A 21,798-nucleotide genomic window follows, 5' to 3' on the forward strand; every position below is an offset into this window, starting at 1 on the left:
TGAAGCTGCTCACTTCAATGACCCAATTGAAACTAACATTTTCTCCAAAATGAGTTCAAGCGCTTACGCTGCTTAAAGTGTAAGCAAGCGTGTCACCTTATTAAACTCGCTTTTTAAAGCTTCAAATCATCGTTCAACAGTCAATCAGCAATGAGCTTATGCATACGTATTCAATAGATTGTTTAGCTAGGAATTCTATATTGTTAATCTTGTGTGAATAAGAGGCGCAATAATGAAAAATATAAAACTAAACCAAATTGCAGCGGGAGTGTTGTTAGCATCCAGTTGCGTTACACCTGCATATGCCGCTGACGGCGACCCAACAACATTCGTTCATTTATTTGAATGGTCTTGGGCTGACGTTGCTATGGAGTGTGAAACGTTTTTGGGGCCAAATGGCTACGCGGCTGTGCAAGTATCGCCACCCAATGAGCATATTACAGGGGATCAATGGTGGACTCGTTATCAGCCAGTCAGTTATGAGATTGCGAGTCGTAGTGGCAGTCGAGCCGAATTTGCCGATATGGTCGCGAGGTGTAAATCTGCCGGAGTAGATATCTATGTTGATGCCGTTATAAACCACATGGCTCATGGCAGCGGGACTGGAGTTGCGGGTAACACTTTTGGCAACAAACAATATCCTATCTATAGTCCACAAGATTTTCATGAAACCTGTGCAATAAACCCTGAAGACTACGGTAATAATGCATGGCGAGTACAGCACTGCGAACTTGTAGGGCTTCATGATTTAGACACCGATGCGAGCTACGTTCAAAATACCCTAGCGGGCTTTTTGAACGATCTACAGTCTCTGGGCGTGGCAGGGTTTAGGTTGGATGCAAGCAAGCACATGCCCGCAAGTGATATTGGTGATGTGTTAGCCAAGCTAAATCAACCCGCGGTCGTTTTCCAAGAGGTGATTGATCAAGGAGGCGAGGCGGTTTCTGCTTCTGAATATCATCAAAATGGTTTAGTCACCGAGTTTAAATACAGCATTAAACTGAGCGAGACATTTAAGCAAGGCAAATTGGCTTGGTTAAAAAGCTTTGGCGAAGCTTGGGGTATGATGCCAAGTTATAAAGCCGTGGTATTTACAGACAACCATGACAACCAACGCGGGCACGGTGGAGCAGGGTCCATCGTTACTTTTCATGATGGTAAACTGTATGATTTAGCGAATGTATTTATGCTGGCATATCCTTATGGTTATCCTAAAGTGATGTCTAGTTATGAATTTAATGGCGACACTGATGCTGGTGGCCCTTCGGTGCCTGTTCATCAAAGTGGTAACCTCAATTGTTCCAGTCAATTATGGCAGTGTGAGCATCGTCGCCCAATGATTGCAGGTGCAATGCAGTTTAGAAATCATACTAATGGCAATTGGACTGTGGCAAATTGGTGGGATAATGGTAATAACCAAATTGCATTTTCTCGAGGTGATTTAGGCTTTGTTGCCATTAACCGAGAATCTTCTAGTATGGGTCAAAGCCTGCAAACAGGGCTCTCTGCCGGAATCTATTGTGATGTGCTAAGCGGAGGTATCGGCCAAGAAAACTGCGCGGGTAGAAGCATCGAAGTTGATACCAATGGTTACGCACAAATTAATTTAGCTGCTATGGATGCCGTAGCCATTCATCATCAAAGTAAACTGGCAACGCCACCAGAGACTGGTGATTGGCAACGCACATTAGTCTTTATTAAAGCGGAAACTCAATCTGGTCAGGATATGTTCGTTCGAGGTGGTCTTGATCATGTCGCAGCATTGCAGCGCGGGATTGATTGCGGCGCCGATCCTACTCTTTGCTCTTTACCTATCAAGCATTTGAACATGCGAAACATGACAACTTCGGCTTGGAAAGTGGCTGATACCAGATTGGATTGGCTAGCGGCTGAAACTGGGCAGTCTAGTGATGCCCAAGGGAGTCCGCTGGATTGGACAACCAATATTTGGCCTGCTAACTGGGGCGCGGAAAAACGTTACGACAGCGATGGCTTTGGCGTCATGTCACTTAACCAATGGGGAGCACATTACTGGTTGCTGGAAGTAGAAATGGACTGTAGCAAAACATTCAACGGTTGGTTTGAAGTAAAAGCATTCGTTAAAAATGGTCAAGGTTGGGAAGGGGATATTAACCAACAAGGCACACCATATACGAGCAATAATCACTTTGCTGAATGCGGAAAGTTGAACGTGTTTGAGTTTGGCACAAACTCAGTCTCTATTTCGTCATTATAACAAAGATGGACTAGGGCTAACCTAGTCCAGATTTACACTCCTCAGTGCTGTAAAAATTACATCCAACCAATACACTAATCTTTAATGTTCATATATTTCATGATGTTATGTGGTGGTATTGATTCTGCATAAGTCTTCGCATCTACCTCTACATCAGCAACGTATTGAAGGAGAGAATGATGACGGAGTCAGACAATATTTCAGTCGCGATCTTAGCCACTGACGGATTCGAACAAAGTGAACTGATTAAACCCAAGCAGGCGCTTGAAAGCGCTGGATTTAATGTTGATATTATTTCATTAAACAAGGGGATATTACTGCGTGGGATGAAGACCGTTGGGGTGAGAAAGTCGCCGTTGATTTAACCTTGGATGAAGCCATACCCAGTAAATATGCAGGGCTCGTTTTACCTGGCGGGTTGTTCAACCCCGACAGGCTAAGGCAGGAAAAATCGGCGGTTAAATTTATTCAAGCCTTTTCGCAGTTTGGGAATAAACGTCCAATTGCGGCGATATGCCACGGTCCTTGGCTGCTAATCGAAGCCCAGTTGGTAGAAGGTAAAACGCTTACCTCTTTCCCTAGTATCAAAACCGATCTTAAAAATGCAGGCGCAGACTGGATTGACCTTAAAGTTGCGGTAGACGACAACTTGATCACGAGTCGCAATCCAAATGATCTTGATGCTTTTAATGAAGCAATAATTGGGGCTCTGCAACAAGATACTATCAATTAATCGAAAGAGTGGGTTTGTGCCGTTTCAAACAGACACTAATTGGTATAAATAAGGAGAGGATAATGTCAGACATAAAGAAAACTTTTTGGGAAGCGCTAGACAGCAGCCCCAATGTGATGATTGGTTTGAGTGATGACAATAATCACCATGAGCCAATGCGAGCACAGTTGGATAAAGACGCCAACGGCGAGTTTTGGTTTTTTACCAGTAAAACAAATCGTATTGCTAAGTGTGGCAAAGCGACTGCTCAATTTTCCAGTAAAGGGCATAATGTATTCGCTTGTATTCGCGGACACTTAATTGAAGAAACGCGACAAGACGTACTTGATGCCCATTGGTCAAGACAAGCCGAGAGCTGGTTTGAAAAGGGTAAAGATGACCCCGAGCTTATCATGCTCCGTTTCGAACTGGACGATGCTGAAATTTGGCATGTTAGCCCCGACTTGAGCGGCTTATTAAAACTAGCCGTGGGCAAAAATGTAGAACCGGAAGAGATGGGTGAGCGAGAAACGGTCCAGTTTAGATAATCACATTACTCAATTTGAAGCAGTCACTAGGGCGCAAAGACGGTACTTGTTTTTGCGCCTTCATTGCTTCCACTCACGTGAAAATGTTCCCAAATGTATTGTTAGTAGTTTAAATATTTAGGACTTTGGGGAATTCTCTGGACAACGGCTAACACTGTGATAACAATAAATGTATTGATTTTAAAGTGAGCTGTTTCAGTGAATTCAGGAGTTTACATGGCCACCGAGGATACCTTTGATAATTGGCAACACGCCTTATCTGCCAGTTATGAGCAATTAATTAATCAATTTGTTACTCACACGCCGCAACTATTGGGCGCGGCACTCATGCTGCTTGTCGGTTGGGTGGTGGCTTGGCTATTGAGCAAGCTGACTATTTCGTTATTTAAGCTTTGCAATCGTGCATTGGCGGGTTTAAGTCAACGAGTGCAAACCGAACAAACGCTTCAGCTAAATCTAAAACACGCTCGATTGATAGGGAAAACCGTGTTTTGGGTCACGATGATGTTTTTTATCGCAGCAGCCACATCCAGCCTTGGCTTAAACTTCTTCAGTGATTGGATCTCTTCGTTACTTAGTTACCTACCAAACCTCCTCGCTGGGATATTTATTATTGTTGGTGGTTATCTGCTTGGCAATCTGGCCAGTGCCATGGCAAGAGCTGGTGCGCAGTCTGTAGGGTTTGCGCGAGTCGAAGTCGCGGGTAACATCGCCAAGCTCGCGATCCTATTTACCGCAACGGTAATAGGTATTGAGCAATTAGGGATCAATATTCAATTTGTGACCAATATGGTGGTGGTGCTGACAGGCGTACTGTGTGCGGGAGTTGCATTGGCTTTTGGTCTTGGGAGTCGAGAACTAATCGCAAATACTGTTGCGGCAAAACAAGCGCTGCGTCACTGTCGAATTAACGATCAAATTGAAATTGCAGGCGTTTCAGGCACGCTCACCGAAATCACGGCAACGATGTTAGTGATTGAAACCCAAAAAGGGAGAACCCTAATACCGGCAAGGCAATTTTTAAAGGACTCGGCACATATTACCGCGACACACAGTCATTCAAGTAAGCAGTAGGGAGGCTCTATGTCAGCGTTAAACCTCAAAATTGCGCAACACTTTTTACAAGAAGAGCCAGCAGGCGCCGCGCGCTTACTTTCTTTGCAAACGCCAGATGTCGCTGCTGAGTTACTAAAAACGTTACCAAATGAAGTTGCTTTAAACGTACTTAAAGTCATGCAGCCTCGCAGTGCAGCGGAAATACTGATAACGCAAACGGATGTGGATATTGCTAGGTGGCTAGGTAAAATGAAGTTGGCTGATATTGCTGCTATCTTAAGGCATTTACAGGACGAAGAACTTGCTCGTTTTCTTAATCTCATTTCAGTAAGACGACAAACTCTCTGTAAGATGTTAATTAGCTACCCTGATTATACTGTGGGAGCGTGGGTTGAGACGGACGTATTAATTCTTGAAGAAACAATGACAGTTGAGGAGTCACTACTGCGCTTAAAAAAGCGTGACTATATCGGGTTTGCGCTAGTTTATGTGGTAAATCAGCATCGCCATGTGGTCGGTCAGTTGTCACTAACTCATTTGCTTCGAAAAGCGCCGCAACAGAAAATTGCAGATTTGATGGATACTCACGTCGCTTCTCTAAGTGGTTATACCGAGTTGCATAGTGCATTGAAATCGCCCGTTTGGGCGCAACAAGATCAGGTTGCAGTTGCCAATCGAAGTGGTGATTTTATTGGGGTATTGCCACATTACAGAGTGAGAAGTGCACTTGGCCGAATGGATGAAACACAAGACAAGCCAAGTGAATCTTTAGATTTATTAGATGCCTACACCAGTTCGTTTGTCAGTATGTTAGATACATTGGTGCCAGTTAAGGTCAAGGGGAAATAAGCGATGAGCGTAGCGAAAGATACATTAGATTCAGCGGTAGAGCAGCTCAGTGATGAGTTTTTAAGTAAGTTTCCGCTCAAAAGTGCGCAGCTCCTTGGCACTTTACCTCCAGACGAAGCCGCTGAATTATTACAACAGCAGGCACAACATATCATTTATCGTTTATGGAAATATTTGCCGCCGGGAGCCGCTGAACAAATTTTCCAGCAATTCCCTGTGGATTATCAAGCACAATTTATCGCGAGCCTAGATAGCCATATTGCGGTCGGGCTTTTGAACAAACAGTCGCAGGAAGCGCAGCAGGTACTACTTGCTAAATTAAAGGAGCAGCATTCAACCATAGCGGATGAACTTAGTGAGTTGCTGGTTTTTCCTGAAAATACCGCTGCGAGAATGATGAACAAAAAGGTTCAAGCGTTTTACTCAGATACAACACTACGAGAAGTACTTGCGCAGCTGAAGCGATTAGACGGTAAAGTGCCAGATGTCATCTATGTGTTAAACGAACAGCAGGATTTAGTGGGCGAAACAACACTCAATATTTTAGTGGGAAGCTCCTCAAGTAAAACCCTAATGCAGGTTGCGACACCGATCCGAGTCACGCTAAATGTAATGGATCATAAAGATCAGGTCGTGGAAGCGTTTGAAGGGCACAAAGTGCGAGCAATTCCGGTACTTGATGCGCAGCAACAGCTAGTTGGGCAGATCCGATTTTTTGACGCCTATCAGTCAACCAAAGAAGATTTAGCGAGTGATATGCAGACCATGGTAGGTGCGAGTAAAGACGAAAAAGCTCTATCAAGTAGCTGGTTTGCAGTAAAGAAACGGCTCCCGTGGTTACAAATTAACTTGTTAACCGCATTTGCAGCCGCTGCCGTTGTGGGGGCCTTTGAGGGATTGATTGCTCAAGTTACCGCTTTAGCTATTTTACTGCCGGTAGCTGCTGGACAGTCGGGTAACGCAGGGGCTCAAGCTTTGGCGGTAACAATGCGAGGCTTAACACTACGAGAAATTTCAACGCGACACTGGTATCAGGTGATGCTAAAAGAAATGATGGTTGGTCTGCTAAATGGCATAGCAATAGCCGTTACTTGTGGCATTGGCGTATATTTGTGGAGTCAATCACTCGGTCTTGCACTTGTTATTGCGCTTGCGATGATATCGTCTCTTGTCATTGCGGGCAGCTCAGGCGCCATTGTACCAATTGCCTTGAAAAAATTTGGACTCGACCCTGCGCAATCTTCATCAATTGTACTTACGACAATTACAGATATAGCGGGTTTTATGTCATTTTTGGGGATTGCGTTGTTGCTGTCAGATATGTTGCCGAAAGGCTAAGTGAGGAGTGGGATAATTCGTAGAGCTAGTGCAGGCACTAGCTCTGAGCAATACGTATTAGTTAACTACTACGTTGCTTGCTTGAGGACCTTTCTGGCCTTCTTCAACTGTGAAAGACACTGATTGGCCTTCAGTTAAAGTTTTGAAACCGTCAGAAACGATAGCACGGAAATGTACGAATACGTCTTTACCGCCGTTTTCTTGAGTGATGAAACCAAAACCTTTCTCTTCGTTGAACCACTTAACTGTGCCGTTTACTGTGTTAGACATAATTGAAACCTTTTTCAAAAAATTAAATATGTGGTGAAAATCACCGATAAAGCGATAGATAAAACTTAGCTAGTAACGCATTGGTATATCTATAAACGACTTTTTAAAAAAAAGAGTATCAAGAAAAAACAGTGCAGCAGTAGTAAGTGCTCTAAGTATCTAAAGCCTGCATATAGTATAGCGTTCTTAAGGCGCTGTCCAATGAAGTTTGCAACTTTTTTGTTTAAAAAGTGAGCGGAAATAAATTTTGAGCGAATTTATTGGTGTAACTTTGATTGGGATGGACGAATTTGAAACATGTGTTTTCTTCGCTTTATTATTACCAAACTGTCCATCGTATTCTGTATTCTTCAGCTTGCTTATTTCAAACTGCGATAAAATAAAGTGGTAACGCGCTCTTCTGGTAGCCAATTAGCATAGTTAAGATTAAGTACTTGTAGTGGGCGAGCGGCTACAACCTCTTCCAAGCTTGTATTATTTTTCATTGCATCTAGCATAATCGTTTTCGCTTTATGTAATAGTGCTAGATAATCTTGTAAATTTTGTTTATCTGTTACTGGGCCATGGCCTGGTATGACGGTGGTCTTGTCGTCTATTTTCTTTATCACATCTTGTACAGCTGCAATGACCCCATCTAAGGAGCCGCCGCTGTCGACATCGACAAAAGGTAAGCTGCCTAAATTAAAATAGATATCGCCCATATGTACGGCATTTGCTCGGTCAAAAAAGATCACTGCATCGCCATCGGTATGGGCGTGATGATAATGCCATAAGTGAGCATGCTCTTGGTTAAAGTGGAGCTTCATATCACTGCCAAACGTCAAAGTTGGCAAGTAGTCAGAACCATCACCGTGTTTTTGTTCTAACCGCTTGTATACATTGTGATGTGCGATAACATGGCTGCCTGCTTGTGCGAAATTTTCGTTGCCTCCTGTATGGTCGCCATGATGATGGGTATTAATCACAAACTCAGGTGCGTTGGGTTGGATAGTTTTGATTTTTGCTTTAATTTGTTCGCTGAGTTTAGCGAACTGATCATCGACAATGTAAACGCCATCTGAGCCTGAACTTATCGCAATATTACCTCCTTGCCCAAATAGCACATGAAGGCCCTTTGCTACCTCTTGCAACTTAAATTCAATATCATCAGCTTGTGCGTTTGAAATGTTTATCAATCCAAACGCGATGGCAGCGAACGAATTTCTTGCTAATTTAATCATGATCCATCCTTTTTATTCTATTTTTTGTTTATTTCTATAAGGCAGTGGCTTCAGGTGTTTTATCATACGTGTCGATTCACTCTTCTGCCGCTGCTGCGTTGTCTATTACCTGCCTCAATGCAGCATCCATCTTTAGGATAAAGTCTTGTTTAAATGGATATTTTCCTTCGAACCCTTTTAGGTACCCAATGTGGGCAGTGCGCCGCATTACTATTTTATCTTCAACAATATTACTGGTGCTTAAACTTGGTGTTATCTGCGACATTTTATTGATACCAAGTAAAGTAGAAAGCCGATCATTGACGTAACAATCAATGCGCCCACGTGCGAGCTTTTCAATATTTGAACGTGTGCTTTTGTTTTCCCAAAGTTGAATAAGTCCTTGTTTTTGCGCTTCCATTAGGCTTTCATCTAAGATGATATAACCGGCATTAATACCAATATTAAGTACTCTTTCTGGTTTTACATGAGGCAAGTTTTTTAGCGTGATCCCTTGATTGCAAAAGGCAACCACCACCTCTTCTTGAAGAGGAATTGAATATGGCCAGATATAGGGGCGTTTTTTGATATGAATATAAGGTGGCATTAACGCCATTGCATCACCGGATGCCATAGAGGAAACACCTCGCTTCCAAGGTACCGCTTGCAAATTAACTTGATATTCATGACTCAGCAAACGTGCGGCTTGCTTCACTATATCGACATAGATGCCATAAAGCTCGCCGTTAATTTGATAACTATAAGGCGGGTAAGCATCGTCGACCAAAATGGTTACTTTAATAGGTGCTGAGTATTCTGGTTTATGGGGAGCAGCGCTAGATAAAAGCGGCAGAAAGATACAGCAGCAAATAAAAACAAAGCGAAACAAATTCATTTTTCACTTATGTATGTAGAAGTCGTCTTTAAAATATAGAGGTTTTTTACGAAAAATCTAATGAGTTGAAACCGCAGCATTTTGAAAAGGGCTTATCGATATTAAAAAATGATAAGCCCATATTGTTTAGTGGCTAATGCTCAGGTTTGTATGTTTTCTCTCCAATTTGAAGTCTGTCAAACCGCGGTGAGATTCTTCGATATTGTCCTTGCAGCAGCAACTCAATGATTTTATTGTCACTTTCTGCCCACTTGGATAAAGGAAAATATGCAATTTGCCATTTTCCGTCATCCAGATAGATTAGCCTGATTTCAGTATCGTGAGACTCTTCTATCAACAGTAGGTATTCTGTCTCCTCTGTTTTATCGAGCTGAATAGCGAATAGAGCGGTTCTTACTGCGTATTGAAATGCGTAAGGACTCTGTTTTACATGTGCAGAAACCGCGTGCTTCATTTCTATTGGGAGCGCATCGCTTGCTACATTGAGCAATTCAATATTGGTCCAAATATCAACGTCTTCGGGTTGTGCTGATTCAGCCGTTAATGCGCGCTCAATTGTTTTAATAAGCACCGCATCCGAGCTGTTGCGTTTTATCTCTTCAAGCGCTTCAACACCAGGTTTACCGAGTTGGTTAGCAAAGTAGTAAGTATCGAGCTGGTCAATTTGTTGGTTACTTTGCAAAAAACGTGAAACCTGACTCATCACAGTTATCTTTCTAAAGTCCAAAAGAGGACTTTGTGACATCAACAAGATGCTAGTGATTAACAGCACGATGGGGCGGTTAGCCAGTCCAAGGTTGTTTACCCAGCTTGACTTAAATCGAGCAAAATTAACAAGATACCCAATAGCGAAGAGCCCTAAGAAGGCACAAATAGTAATTGCCCAGAGTCTGGCGATGTTGAAGCCGTACTGATCAACCCTTAACCATAATCCATAGGCGCTAATGGATATGTAGATAGGGAAACAAATTAACACAACCAAAGTGAGAATTTGCACCCATGTACTAGAGTTTTTGCCATAATTAGCAGTATTGAGTGTAATGAGTTGCGCACCTAATAGGAAAAATACCAGTGCGCTGCCACCGTTTTGCCAAAGCGGCGCAAGGCCAGTGCCAAGCAAACTGATTAAAAATAGTGAGGAGATAAATGCAAGTACTGGCAATAAAAGCCGTGCAAAGCCCTGACACACTATGAATAATTGGCTCAGAGTGCTGGCTTTATCTCGCGCATTTATGACACCTATTGCTTGAGCTAGTGTTAATGCTGGATAAAAGAACCAAGGCTCGGAGAAAAGCTCGGCAAAAAATTTGATATTGATAACAGAAAACAAGCCAGCCCAAAGCCCCAAAATTGCGCCTGTTGCTAACGTAAATAGTTGTGCCGTTAAAAACACAGTGATGACACTGGCGAAGCAGTCTGCAAGCGCGGAATATTGCGGTAAAGATGCGTGGCTGCGATCTGTTACAACCAAGGGGATCACTAGAAAGGTACATAGAAATAGAACTAGCGGAAAAGGCCAACATTGGAAAAAGGTGTCAGATAGTGGGGAGTGTAATTGCAGGCCGGTATAAAATCCGAGCGAGAGAACGAGGACTCCAAAGGCTATAAACCAGAGTACTTGCTTTTTAGTTAGTGATTGAAAGCTGGCATATAGAATCAACGCAGGAAATGTGATTGCGAAAGCATATAGTCCAAATAGCCACTCATTTGCAAGCTTGGGCCAATGTTCAATCGCGAGCAATTGATGCAGTAAAACTAGTACAACCCCTTGAACAAGCGCGAGTAATAACAGCCGTTTTGATTGCTGAGTAATATCCATGTTCTATCCTTTATATCTGCAGTGCATTGCAGTAGGTCTGTGATCAGTAAGTCCTCTAATGGTAATAAACTAAAAATAAACCCTGCGTGACTACTTAACCTAAGTTACTCAGTCTCACAGGGTTTTTATACTTGTAGATTAGACGCTAATTTTAAAGTTTATTCTCTGCGAGTGCGATAAAGAAACTATAGCTTAATGCGACATCGTGAATACGCTTAAAGCGACCAGACGCACCACCGTGGCCAGCTTCCATGTCGGTTTTTAGCAGCAGTAGATTATCATCTGTTTTATATTCTCGTAGCTTAGCGACCCATTTCGCTGGCTCAAAGTACTGCACCTGAGAATCATGCAAACCCGTGGTTACAAGCAGATTTGGATATGCTTGGGCTTTAACTTGATCGTAAGGTGAGTAAGACAGCATGTAATCAAAATACGTCTTCTCATTTGGGTTGCCCCATTCGTCGTACTCATTTGTGGTCAGCGGTAGCGTTTCGTCAAGCATGGTATTGATCACGTCTACAAATGGAACTGCCGCATGTACACCATCGTACAACTCTGGCGCTTGGTTAATGACTGCACCCATTAATAGGCCACCTGCGCTGCCACCCCTCGCATAAATACGTGAAGCATCCCCATACTTTTGCTCAACGAGTGCTTTTGTGACATCAACAAAGTCGTTAAAGGTGTTCTTTTTGTTTAACTTTTTGCCATTATCATACCAAGGACGGCCAAGCGTTTCTGAACCACGAATGTGTGCAATAGCATAGACAAAACCACGATCTAAAAGGCTTAATCGGCTTATTGAGAAGGTTGGCTCAACATTAGAACCGTATGAACCATAACCGTATTGTAGTAACGGGTTTGAACCATCTTGCTTGAACTTATCTTTACGATAAACAATTGAAACCGGTACTTTTATGCCGTCACGTGCGGTGATAAAAATACGTTCAGATTGGTAGTTTTCAGGTGCAAAGTCGCCCAATACTTTGTCTTGCTTTAATAGTGTTTTGTCTAAACTAGCTAGGTCGACATCATACACAGAAGCCGGGGTCGTCATACTCTGATAACCAATTCTTACTGCATTTGCATCTAGGTTTTCGTTACTAGTTAAATAAACGGCGTAAGCCGGGTCATTAAAGGTTAAACGCTTGCTTTCGTTATTATCTAAATTTAATACGGTGATTTGGCTAAGACCATTTTCACGCGTTTCGTAAACTAGGTGCTGATTAAATAGCTCAAAGCTATCTAGTTTTGCATCGGCATTGTGCGGTACAACGGTTTGCCATTTTGAAATATCACTTGCATCACTGGCTTTAACGCGCATCAGCTTAAAGTTTACGGCATCTTTATTGGTGTGGATGTAATACCAATCGCCAAGTTTAGCAATGCTATATTCATGACCACTTTCTCTAGGGATAAAGCGCTCAGGAGTTGCTTTTGCATTATCTGCGTCTAGTAAAGATACACCTGACGCCTCGGTACTTGAATGGTGAATGTATATTTTGCTCTTGTCTTTACTCTTTGAGATATACGTGTAATAGCTGTTATCTTTTTCTTCGTAAATTAATTCATCTGTGCTTTGTGCTGTGCCTAGAGTATGGCGAAACACTTGATAACCAAGCAAAGTAACAGGATCTTTTTTGATGTAATAGATAGTTTTGTTGTCATTTGCCCAAACGATAGGACCTGAAGCGCCTTCAATCGTATCGTCTAATAGCTTACCTGTCGTTAAATCTTTGATTCGAATCGTATAAATTCGACGACTTAATGTATCCTCAGCAAAAGCTAACAGGTTTTCGTTGGTTGAAATGGAAAGACCACCGACACCATAATAGTTTTGACCTTCAGCGCGGATATTCGCATCAAAGATAGCTTCTGCATTTTTACCATCTTGGTGTTCACTGCGGTAATAAGTGAAGTATTCTTTGTCACCCTCAGTGGCACTAAAATAATAGTAACTGCCGTTTAATACTGGCACGCTGCGGTCATCTTTGACCACTTTGTTTTTAATTTCGTCAAATAAGGTTTGTTGTAGTTGCTCTGTATTTATGAGCTTACTGTCGGTATAGGCATTTTCTTTGTTTAAGTGTGACAACACCTTTTCGTCACTTCTAGTATCGTCACGTAGCCAGTGATAATTATCGACAAGTTCTTGACCGTGAATGGTCGTCTTGTGTGGGATCTTTTCAGCTATAGGTGCCGTTACCGCTGTGGCTTGCTCAGCGGTAGCTTCAGACTTTGTGTGTTGTGACGGCGCTTCTTGACAACCGAGTACAGTAACCAAAGATGCTGCTACTAATGTAAATTTAAATTTCTTCATTTTTATTCTTCTGTAATAAATCAATTCATCGAGTCTAACTAGTTCTTATTATGAGGACAACTAATTGAGACGATATTTTGTAACAATTGCAAAAAACAAGATATTAGTTTTCTATTCAGTCAATATCAAAGCGGCCAACCAAACGCTCTAAGTCTTTAGCTAAGCTAACTAATTGGTCAGCGCCTGCATTTAATGCGGCTGTTTCTTCTCCGACTTGTCGTACAGAAACATCCACCGAGTCAATCAAACGTCTAGTGTGGCCTGCATTTTCTCCTTGTAATGAGGCCTGTGACGCTATATTTGAAACCGAAGTTTTAATTCTTGATACTGCCTGCGCGATATCAGTAAATGCTTGCTGCGCGCTTTGTGATTGTTTGATAGTCGTTTCAGATTCGCTTACGCTTGATGTCATTTGGGCTGATACCGTCCTCGTTTGAGCGATGAGGTTGGTTAACACTTGCTCTATTTCCTGCGTGGCGTCATGTGAGCGCTGCGCAAGCGTTCTTACTTCATCAGCAACCACCGCAAAGCCCCTACCTTGTTCACCTGCACGGGCTGCCTCAATCGCTGCATTTAATGCTAAAAGGTTGGTTTGCTCTGCGATAGAACGGATCACGCCTAAAATATTAGTGATATCTTGGCTTTCACTTTCGAGCTGGTTCATGGCGTTGGCGGACTCAGCCAACGAATGATTAAGCCTCGCAACCTGCGATACTGTACTTTCTATTGTGCTGTTACCACGCTGAGCGTGATCGTCCGCAGTGACGACATCCTCCAAAGTGTGACCGCAGCTTTCACTGATCTGTGCAGCAAGCTGCTCTACGGTTTCAGTGGTCGTAGTAGCACTGGCAGAGTCTTCAGCCTGCGTATGGCATTGATTACGGATATCGTTGATACTCTTTTGTGACCCTAATGCAGCATCATTCAATGTTGAGGCATTACTTTGAATATCTTTTACGAGCGAATTAATTGAGTCCAAGAATTTATTGAACCACGTGGCCAGCTCTCCAATTTCATCATTGGTGACGACTTTTAAACGTTTGGAAAGGTTGCCTTCACCTTGTGCTATTTCTTTTAAACCATCAGACACCATTTCAATAGGTTCAACTATCTTGTTGGCAAGCGTTATTGCAATAATAATAAACAAAATTACCATGATAACCGCGATAATAGTGATACTAATCGTCATATCGTAAGCTGAAGCTAAGATTTCATCTTCATCGATCACTGCGATAAATTGCCAACCGAGTGTGTCAGAGCGATAAATCTTAGCATCATAGGTTTTATTATCAGTTTCAATAGTGAGGTAGGGTTCGTTTGTGGCGCTGCGAATGGCCTTGTAAAGGGGGCTGGTGAGATCTTTAATGTGTTTAAAGTTATGATTTTTATTTTTGGGATCGGCAAGTACAGTGCCTTCGGCATCAAGAAGGATTAAATATCCCGACTCCCCGAGTCGAATATTGCTCACGATATCGGTCAGTGTAGCAAGCGTTACATCTAATGATTGCACGCCAATTACTTTGCCATCACGTTTTATACCTGTGGCAACAGAAACCATAGCTTGTCCCGTTACTCCTTGATAAGGCTCAGTAAGGATAACCTTGCTGGGATCTTTAGAGGCGTTTTGATACCAAGGGCGCTTTCTTGGATCGTAATCACCAAGGGGCTCCGCAGGATACTGAATAAAACCACCGGAACCGGTGCCAAGATATACAAACAATAATTCTTCGTGGGTTTGCCCAAATGCCCGATAAAGCTCAAAAATATTGCTTTCGGTTTGGCCGTTCTGTAGCGGAGTCATCGGTTTCTCTGCACCAAAATAAGTGGTAGTGTCTTGACCCACTTGTTGCACAGCCTTGGACTCGGCGAGGAAGCGCGCATTTTTCTTCATCTGCTCAAAAAACAGTACAAAAGACTGCTCGGCTTGCCTTATCTCATTGCCAGAAGCATCAAGGAATTTATCAAGAGAGTCGCTTTTGGTCTGAGAAATGCTGACCACAGAAATCGCTAAAATAGGAATGATCACAGTGAGAACAAAGCTAATAATGAGCTTTTTGCGCATTTTCATACAGACAACCCTTAACTATCCGAGTGTTTTTATTATGCTCCTAGCAGGAGCGCATATTCTCAGGGCAAATCTGAGCCACGGGCGTGGCTCGTTAAAGTCCGTATTACAAGCTCTTTGCAGTGGTAAATTTGACCAAGCAACGTACTTCAGAAACTAAAACTAATGTTACCCCTCTAATAGGTTTAGCATTGGATCTCATGTTTTTTAAGTAATTTGTAAAAATCAGAGCGATTACGCTGTGCAAGTTTTGCAGCTTCCGATACATTCCCTTCGCAAAGTGCCAGTACTTTTTGGATGTAGTCATATTCAAACTGGCGTTTTGCTTCATTTAATCCTGTAAACGCATTCTGCTCTTTATCTTTAGGCAGGGCTTTTTGTACGATATCTTCAGTGATCATTTTACCTGGCGTAATAGCAACACAGTGCTCCACAATATTATGGAGCTGACGGATGTTGCCCGGCCAATGGTAATTCAACAAATGCGTAATACTTTGTTGGTTAAATTGCTTTTCGCCATCGCTGAGTGCACTTAAGAAGCGTGATGCAAGTAGTGGAATATCTTCCAATCGCTCTCTTAAGCTTGGGATTTCAACAGACACCACGTTTAAGCGATAGTATAAATCTTCACGAAACTGCTTTTCCGCAACGGCGCTTTGAATGTTCTTATGGCTTGCAGAGACAAAACGAACATTGACCTTATGCTCGGTTTGGCCGCCCACCGGACGAACGGTTCGCTCTTGTAAAACACGCAGTAGTTTAACTTGCAAATCAAGCGGCATATCACCAATTTCATCGAGGAATAGGGTGCCGCCATCTGCCGCTTGTACTAAGCCTTCTTTGTCGCTCACCGCGCCAGTAAACGCCCCTTTTTTATGGCCGAATAGCTCAGACTCCAATAAATGAGCGGGCATTGCGCCACAGTTAATCGCAATAAATGGGCCTTGCGCTTGGTTACTGGCCAAATGGATTGCTTTTGCTGTCACTTCTTTACCGGTACCGCTCTCGCCTTGGATAAGAATGTTTGCGTTGCTGCTGGCAAGCGCCTGAATTTGCTGTACCAATTGACGCATTGCGGCACTTTGGAATAACAATCCATGGAAGTTATTTGGATCTGAGGTTTGTGCCGTCCTCACTTTACCTGCAAGCGCCTCATTGATGACATCGAGCATTTGCTGAGAGTCAATGGGCTTGGTTAAAAAGCTCACAAAGCCCTGCTGCATGGCGTCAACAGCGTCAGGAATAGAGCCGTGAGCGGTCATCATCACAACGGGCATGCCAGTATAATACTTCTTTATTTGCTCATTAAGTTCAAAGCCGTTCATGTGCGCCATCTTCAAATCGGTGATGACCAAGTCGATAGGCATTTTCTTGAGGATATTTAACGCTTGCGTACCGCGGTGCGCAACTTCAACTTCGTAGCCGTGACTTTCTAAACGCATGGCCAGTAGCTCAGTTAAAGACGTATCGTCATCCACTAAAAGTAACTTTGCGCCTTGTTGTGTTTGACTCATAGTGAATCCTCCTCAAGTGATGGGTTTTCAGAAAGATCGGTTTCTAAACGTTGTTTTTCTATGTCGGCAAGCTTTTGTTTTAGCTCGGCAAGCTGTTTTTGGGTTTGTAACAATTGTGCTTGGTGCTGTTGCGCCTTATTGTCAGAGTAATAATTACTGATTTTTTGCTCACGAAGGCTTTGAGTGTGCCAAGCTAGCGATTCAAACCAAATGTTGTAATCGTCTGGCCAGTAATCTTGTAGTTTTACTTCTTCAATGGCTTTAAGTTGCTTGGTGGTTGAGTCGGTACCGCAATAGGTGTGAATAAAGCCTTGTAAGTGCAGCGCACCTTTATAGTAATCGTTAAATGTCACGTTATGTTTTTTAGCGCACTGGCTGACTAAGGCTTTGATCACCTCAGCTAAAGGTACAAACTTAGCGCTGGTTTCTGTTTTTACAGGGCCAATAAACTGCTTTGTTTGCTCGACGTTTTGCTCCGTTGTGGCACAACCACTGAGCAAAAATAGCGTGATACTTAATGCGATGTATTTCATTTTGGATCCCTTTTTGGAAAGGCGACTTGAATACTGGCGCCAGATTCTACTGATAGCCATTTCACATAGCCTTTTAATTGCTTCACACACTCAGAGACAATGGCTAAACCTAAGCCACTGCCATTATTATTTTTATTTTTTTCACCACGAACAAATGGCTGGAATAATGAATCGGCTTCATTGATGTCGATGCCATCACCGTCGTCACGGACTATCAACAATACTTCGCCATTTTGTTCTTCAATTGAAATAGTGACATTGCTTTTAGCGTGATCAATGGCATTGCTCACTAACTGAGTTAACACTAATTTGCACGGAAGATAAGGTACTTTTAGGTCATCATGATTTTGCCAGTTCACTATCACATCAGTCTTTCCTAGCTTATCGCTAAGATGTTTTGAGATTTCTTCTTGGATAAGATTCATTTCGGCGTCGTGATGTAGGCTATCAGGGTGACTGGCCGCGCTATAGCTGAGCAAATCATCGATCAATGATCCAAGCTTTGCAACAGAGTTTTCCATAATGATGAGAATACGTTGTTGTTTTGGATTAACATCTCCAAGCAATCCACTATTTAATAAGCTGCTTCCTTCGTTTAGCGATGCCAAAGGGGTTTTAAGTTCATGAGTAACATGGCGCAAGAAGGTTTCTTTTTGTTGTTGAATACGCTTAAGTTCGAGCCTTAGCCAATTTAACCTGTCACCCAATTGCTGCAATTCATGGCTGCCAGAGAGTTCTACCGACTTATCAAAATTACCTTTACCTACCTCAGATACCGCAGATTCTACCTGATTAAGCTGCTGACAAATCCGGTTGATCAAAAAGATGCTGATCACGATAAGGGTGGGTAGCAAGATAACGAGACCGAACATAAACCATGTTTGCAGTTGCACGAAATGGGCTTCTTGATCAGATAGGCGCTTATTAAGTGTTTGCTGAAAGCTTTCCTCGAATTGATTAAGCACCTTAACCAATTGTTGGAACTCTTCAGCTTTTGAAGTGGCATTGATCTCATCGGGAGCGAACTGTCGCCATTTAGCAACAAACAGCGAATCGGGTAGGTTTATTTTTAATAATTGAATGCGCTTTTTGGTGTTTTGCCACTTCTGCTCGATGCTTTCTTGCAGTGTTTCACTTTGCAGCAGCTGATTATTTTGCAGTGCTTTTTCAAGCGCACTGATATCCGCTTTTACAAAATTGTATTCAAGGATAAGCTTTTGATTTTTATTATAAATATCCTGGGTTTTTTGTTGGTTTTTGGATAGTGCCTGGGCGTACCACAAAGTCAGTGTGAGTATTGGAAGCACACCAATAAACATGGCAATAAGTGCCTGTTTTTGTAATGACTGAGAAAAAATTTTTTTCACGATGCTAAATCCTTTATAAGGGTGCACAAATTTCAATCAAATGGCGTTGCGAGATTTGCAAAATTTTCTCTCCAAAAATTTACCTGTTGCAAGGCTGCGACAATCTAACATTAAGAAAAATAAAGACTTTTTATTTTTCGCTTTTTTAACTGTTGCCATTTAGCAACAGCTTGCCTTAATCCAACCTTAATCTTTTCATGTGGTTTTACTTAACTCGTTGATAAACCTTGTTTTTTCAATTTTGGCATCAAAGTTGGAATAGTTATCTCGAAAGCGAAAAACGAAACGCAAAAACAAATGCAAAATCAGTTTTTAGCTTTAATAGCAAAACGTTTAACACAGAATTTAGTTTTTAATCTTATGAGGAAAGCACGATGAAAAATCTAGCAATCGCAGTATCAGCGGCAGTAATGACTTTGGCATCAGTAGGTGCACATGCAAACACTGATTTCGACAAACTAGACATGAATGGTGACGGTTACATCTCTATTGAAGAAGCAAAAGCAGATGAAGGCCTTCTTGCTCAATTTAATGAGCTAGATGCTGACCAAGATGGTCAACTAAGCCAAGCAGAATTTGATAACTACGAAGGTTAATTTGCCGAGTTATCACATCACTTTAATCGTTAAGGAGAAGATCATGAAAAATTTATTAGCAGCACTATCAATCACAGGTATGGCATTGGTTTCAGCATCGGCAATGGCGATGGACGACTTCGAAAAGTACGACACTGATGGCAGCGGCACAATCAGCATGGCTGAAGCAGAGGTTAATCCTAAGTTGGCTGAGCAATTAAAGACACTTGATGTTGACGGTAACGGCGAGCTGAGCGAGTCAGAGTACGAGCACTTTGAAGGCTAATTTAAAAGCTCGATATCGGTGAGTCTTCGGACTCTCCGTCAAGACTGAACTTTAAGGAGAATATGATGAAAAATCTACTAGTAGCAGTATCCCTTGCTGGCCTATCAATGGCGTCGGTTAATGCAATGGCAGGTGACGACTTTGCCAAATACGATGCCAATGGTAGTGGCACAATTAGCATGAGCGAAGCGAAAGTCAATCCAAATCTTGTTGAGCAATTCACTCAGCTAGACGGTAACGCTGACGGCGAGTTAAGTGAATCAGAATTCGCAAATTTTAAAGGCTAAGTAATAGCCCTCTAATTTCATGAAACGAACAGTATTTAAATTTTTGAGGAATAAATGATGAAAAACGTACTAATTGCACTATCAATCACAGGTTTATCTTTCGCGTCTGTTAATGCAATGGCGGGTGAAGACTTTGCGGCGCTAGACACAGATCAAAGCGGCACAATCAGCATGAGCGAAGCACAAGCACACTCGGCGCTTGCAGAGCAATTTAAAGAATTAGACGCTGATGCAAATGGCGAGCTAAGCGAAACAGAATTCGCAAACTTTAAAGGCTAAACAGTAGCTCTCCAATTTCACGAAACGAACAGTATTTACATTTTTTGAGGAATAAATGATGAAAAACGTACTAATTGCACTATCAATCTCAGGTTTATCTTTTGCGTCTGTTAATGCAATGGCGAGTGAAGACTTTGCGGCGCTAGACACAGATCAAAGCGGCACAATCAGCATGAGCGAAGCACAAGCACACTCGGCGCTTGCAGAGCAATTTAAAGAATTAGACGCTGATGCAAATGGCGAGCTAAGCGAAACAGAATTCGCAAACTTTAAAGGCTAAACAGTAGCTCTCCAATTTCACGAAACGAACAGTATTTACATTTTTTGAGGAATAAATGATGAAAAACGTACTAATTGCACTATCAATCTCAGGTTTATCTTTTGCGTCTGTTAATGCAATGGCGAGTGAAGACTTCGCAGCGCTAGATACAGATCAAAGCGGCACAATCAGCATGAGTGAAGCACAAGCGCATACTGCACTTGCAGAGCAATTTAAAGAATTAGACGTTGATGCTAATGGCGAGCTAAGCGAAACAGAATTTTCAAACTTTAAAGGCTAATTAGAGCTGGAGAAGTAAATTTACCTGCGCAAAGGAGTGACAGAGGAAAAGGAACTGATGTCAGGGAGCAGGGAATAGAGTTCAAAGATTATGATTATTGTTGAGTAACTGGCAACACAGCTGATTTGTTCAACTAAGCGCCTTTTTTCGGGCAAGTTTAAACAAACTGGTATAAAGGAATACTTACAGCGAGGCATCGCTATCAGAATCTTTGAGCTCCAAATTGAGAGTTTGGATGTCATTAGGGAAGTAAAGTGAAGGATCATAGTCGGTAAGAGTAAGGCGGTTATTCGCACCGCACCCAAAGCTTGGCTTTATAGCCAAGCTTTTTTTGTTTGTTTTTCAGACTCTTCTGATCTTTAAATTTAACGACATCACAGTTACATTTGGAGTTTTTTACCTATTTTTTGGCAGCTAGATGCAGGAAATGTAAGTTACTTCTATCACTAATAGCTAAGTGATTGCTTGACCTGTGATCGTCACAAATAGAAAAATATAGATCAACTTAGCGCCTTTGATAAAAAATAAGTGTGATACGGCACGGTTTTAAGTGTTGCTTGGTTAACTTAACTGCATGTAATATCACTAGTAATACTTAAAACGGGGAAACAATTTCGGCGTTTGAAACCATTGAATGCTATGTTTTGACCAAATATTAAATCTTAAGGAAAAGTATGATTTTTTTACCTTTTCATAGAGTGAAAAGTGAGTCACTTCAAATTGTTATATGGGTATCTAGGCTCTTTTATATGGCAGGAGTTTTGTCGATGCTCTTAGGAGTGTTTAAGGAATTCTATAGTGTTTATAAGTGGATAGCTTCACCTATATATAGCGAGGATCGAACTCGCTGGACATCATACCAATATAGTTTAGATTTGCTACACCCAAATTGGCACTTTATATTTTTGGGGATAATTTTAGTTTTCTCTTCTTGTATTTTAATTACGTTAGTTGTTAAAAGCGAGTTGAATCTTAACAAGTAAGCTTCAGGTTGGATTTAGCATTGCGCTGACCTCTATATCTACCTTTTTCTAGTGTTACAGTCAGCTCATACATTTTTGCAAACAAAAAAGTCGCCCGAGGGCGACTT

At 42.0% G+C, this 21,798-nt stretch carries 20 protein-coding genes and 1 pseudogene; 12 read left to right on the top strand and 9 right to left on the bottom strand.

All coding sequences use genetic code 11. The features are described from left to right. The first annotated feature begins 232 nt into the window (after positions 1–232). From CTT31_RS18300 to CTT31_RS18325, 6 genes and pseudogenes are all read left to right on the top strand, one after another. Positions 233–2,236, top strand: a complete 2,004-nt coding sequence (locus CTT31_RS18300; protein WP_260492713.1) for an alpha-amylase — start codon at positions 233–235, stop codon at positions 2,234–2,236. A gap of 179 nt (positions 2,237–2,415) precedes the next feature. After that, positions 2,416–2,969, top strand: a pseudogene (locus CTT31_RS18305) (type 1 glutamine amidotransferase domain-containing protein). 62 nt (positions 2,970–3,031) lie between these two features. Beyond that, a complete protein-coding gene (locus CTT31_RS18310; protein WP_039491276.1) occupies positions 3,032–3,496 on the top strand; it encodes a pyridoxamine 5'-phosphate oxidase family protein in 465 nt (154 codons plus the stop codon). A 216-nt stretch (positions 3,497–3,712) separates the two neighbouring features. Next, a complete protein-coding gene (locus CTT31_RS18315; protein WP_039491274.1) occupies positions 3,713–4,570 on the top strand; it encodes a mechanosensitive ion channel family protein in 858 nt (285 codons plus the stop codon). 9 nt (positions 4,571–4,579) lie between these two features. Next, a complete protein-coding gene (locus CTT31_RS18320) occupies positions 4,580–5,401 on the top strand; it encodes a magnesium transporter (protein ID WP_211856447.1) in 822 nt (273 codons plus the stop codon). A gap of 3 nt (positions 5,402–5,404) precedes the next feature. Then, entirely contained in the window at positions 5,405–6,739 is a 1,335-nt protein-coding gene (locus CTT31_RS18325; protein ID WP_039491271.1) for a magnesium transporter, read from the top strand. Positions 6,740–6,796: 57 nt separating this feature from the next. On the opposite strand, the gene cspE is transcribed toward CTT31_RS18325, so the two are convergent. The 9 genes from cspE to CTT31_RS18370 all read right to left on the bottom strand — a co-directional run bounded on the left by cspE (position 6,797) and on the right by CTT31_RS18370 (position 18,721). Further along, on the bottom strand, positions 6,797–7,009 hold the full coding sequence (gene cspE, locus CTT31_RS18330) for a transcription antiterminator/RNA stability regulator CspE (protein ID WP_010369631.1): 213 nt from the start codon (positions 7,007–7,009) through the stop codon (positions 6,797–6,799). Positions 7,010–7,368: 359 nt separating this feature from the next. Further along, positions 7,369–8,229, bottom strand: a complete 861-nt coding sequence (locus tag CTT31_RS18335) for an MBL fold metallo-hydrolase (protein ID WP_211856446.1) — start codon at positions 8,227–8,229, stop codon at positions 7,369–7,371. A gap of 76 nt (positions 8,230–8,305) precedes the next feature. Further along, entirely contained in the window at positions 8,306–9,103 is a 798-nt protein-coding gene (locus CTT31_RS18340) for a substrate-binding periplasmic protein (protein WP_211856445.1), read from the bottom strand. Positions 9,104–9,236: 133 nt separating this feature from the next. After that, positions 9,237–10,922, bottom strand: coding sequence for a DUF4153 domain-containing protein (locus tag CTT31_RS18345; protein ID WP_211856444.1), 1,686 nt, complete (start codon positions 10,920–10,922; stop codon positions 9,237–9,239). Between the two features lie 151 nt (positions 10,923–11,073). Continuing rightward, on the bottom strand, positions 11,074–13,242 hold the full coding sequence (locus CTT31_RS18350; RefSeq protein ID WP_211856443.1) for a S9 family peptidase: 2,169 nt from the start codon (positions 13,240–13,242) through the stop codon (positions 11,074–11,076). 115 nt (positions 13,243–13,357) lie between these two features. Next, positions 13,358–15,310: a methyl-accepting chemotaxis protein gene (locus CTT31_RS18355; RefSeq protein WP_045988037.1), complete on the bottom strand. Its 1,953-nt coding sequence runs from the start codon at positions 15,308–15,310 to the stop codon at positions 13,358–13,360. Positions 15,311–15,492: 182 nt separating this feature from the next. Beyond that, positions 15,493–16,821 (bottom strand): sigma-54-dependent transcriptional regulator, encoded by a 1,329-nt coding sequence (locus tag CTT31_RS18360; RefSeq protein ID WP_211856442.1) that lies wholly within the window; start codon positions 16,819–16,821, stop codon positions 15,493–15,495. Further along, positions 16,818–17,354 (bottom strand): hypothetical protein, encoded by a 537-nt coding sequence (locus CTT31_RS18365; RefSeq protein WP_260492714.1) that lies wholly within the window; start codon positions 17,352–17,354, stop codon positions 16,818–16,820. The genes CTT31_RS18360 and CTT31_RS18365 overlap by 4 nt, the downstream gene beginning before the upstream one ends. Then, positions 17,351–18,721 carry a sensor histidine kinase gene (locus CTT31_RS18370; RefSeq protein WP_211856439.1) on the bottom strand — a complete coding sequence of 457 codons (1,371 nt, stop codon included), beginning with the start codon at positions 18,719–18,721 and terminating at the stop codon, positions 17,351–17,353. The genes CTT31_RS18365 and CTT31_RS18370 overlap by 4 nt, the downstream gene beginning before the upstream one ends. A 374-nt stretch (positions 18,722–19,095) precedes the next feature. Between CTT31_RS18370 and CTT31_RS18375 the strand changes: the two genes are divergently transcribed. From CTT31_RS18375 to CTT31_RS18400, 6 genes are all read left to right on the top strand, one after another. Then, positions 19,096–19,317, top strand: a complete 222-nt coding sequence (locus CTT31_RS18375; protein ID WP_010369619.1) for an EF-hand domain-containing protein — start codon at positions 19,096–19,098, stop codon at positions 19,315–19,317. Positions 19,318–19,360: 43 nt separating this feature from the next. Further along, positions 19,361–19,582, top strand: coding sequence for an EF-hand domain-containing protein (locus CTT31_RS18380; protein ID WP_260492715.1), 222 nt, complete (start codon positions 19,361–19,363; stop codon positions 19,580–19,582). Between the two features lie 65 nt (positions 19,583–19,647). Then, the gene (locus CTT31_RS18385; protein ID WP_260492965.1) at positions 19,648–19,869 is read left to right on the top strand and encodes an EF-hand domain-containing protein; all 222 of its coding nucleotides are present in this window, start codon (positions 19,648–19,650) and stop codon (positions 19,867–19,869) included. A 57-nt stretch (positions 19,870–19,926) separates the two neighbouring features. After that, the gene (locus CTT31_RS18390; RefSeq protein ID WP_130165975.1) at positions 19,927–20,148 is read left to right on the top strand and encodes an EF-hand domain-containing protein; all 222 of its coding nucleotides are present in this window, start codon (positions 19,927–19,929) and stop codon (positions 20,146–20,148) included. A 58-nt stretch (positions 20,149–20,206) separates the two neighbouring features. Beyond that, positions 20,207–20,428, top strand: a complete 222-nt coding sequence (locus CTT31_RS18395; protein WP_260492966.1) for an EF-hand domain-containing protein — start codon at positions 20,207–20,209, stop codon at positions 20,426–20,428. Positions 20,429–20,486: 58 nt separating this feature from the next. Then, positions 20,487–20,708 carry an EF-hand domain-containing protein gene (locus CTT31_RS18400; RefSeq protein WP_260492967.1) on the top strand — a complete coding sequence of 74 codons (222 nt, stop codon included), beginning with the start codon at positions 20,487–20,489 and terminating at the stop codon, positions 20,706–20,708. Positions 20,709–21,798 lie beyond the last annotated feature (1,090 nt).

It is taken from the genome of Pseudoalteromonas maricaloris (genome assembly GCF_024746855.1).
GTDB lineage: Bacteria > Pseudomonadota > Gammaproteobacteria > Enterobacterales > Alteromonadaceae > Pseudoalteromonas > Pseudoalteromonas maricaloris.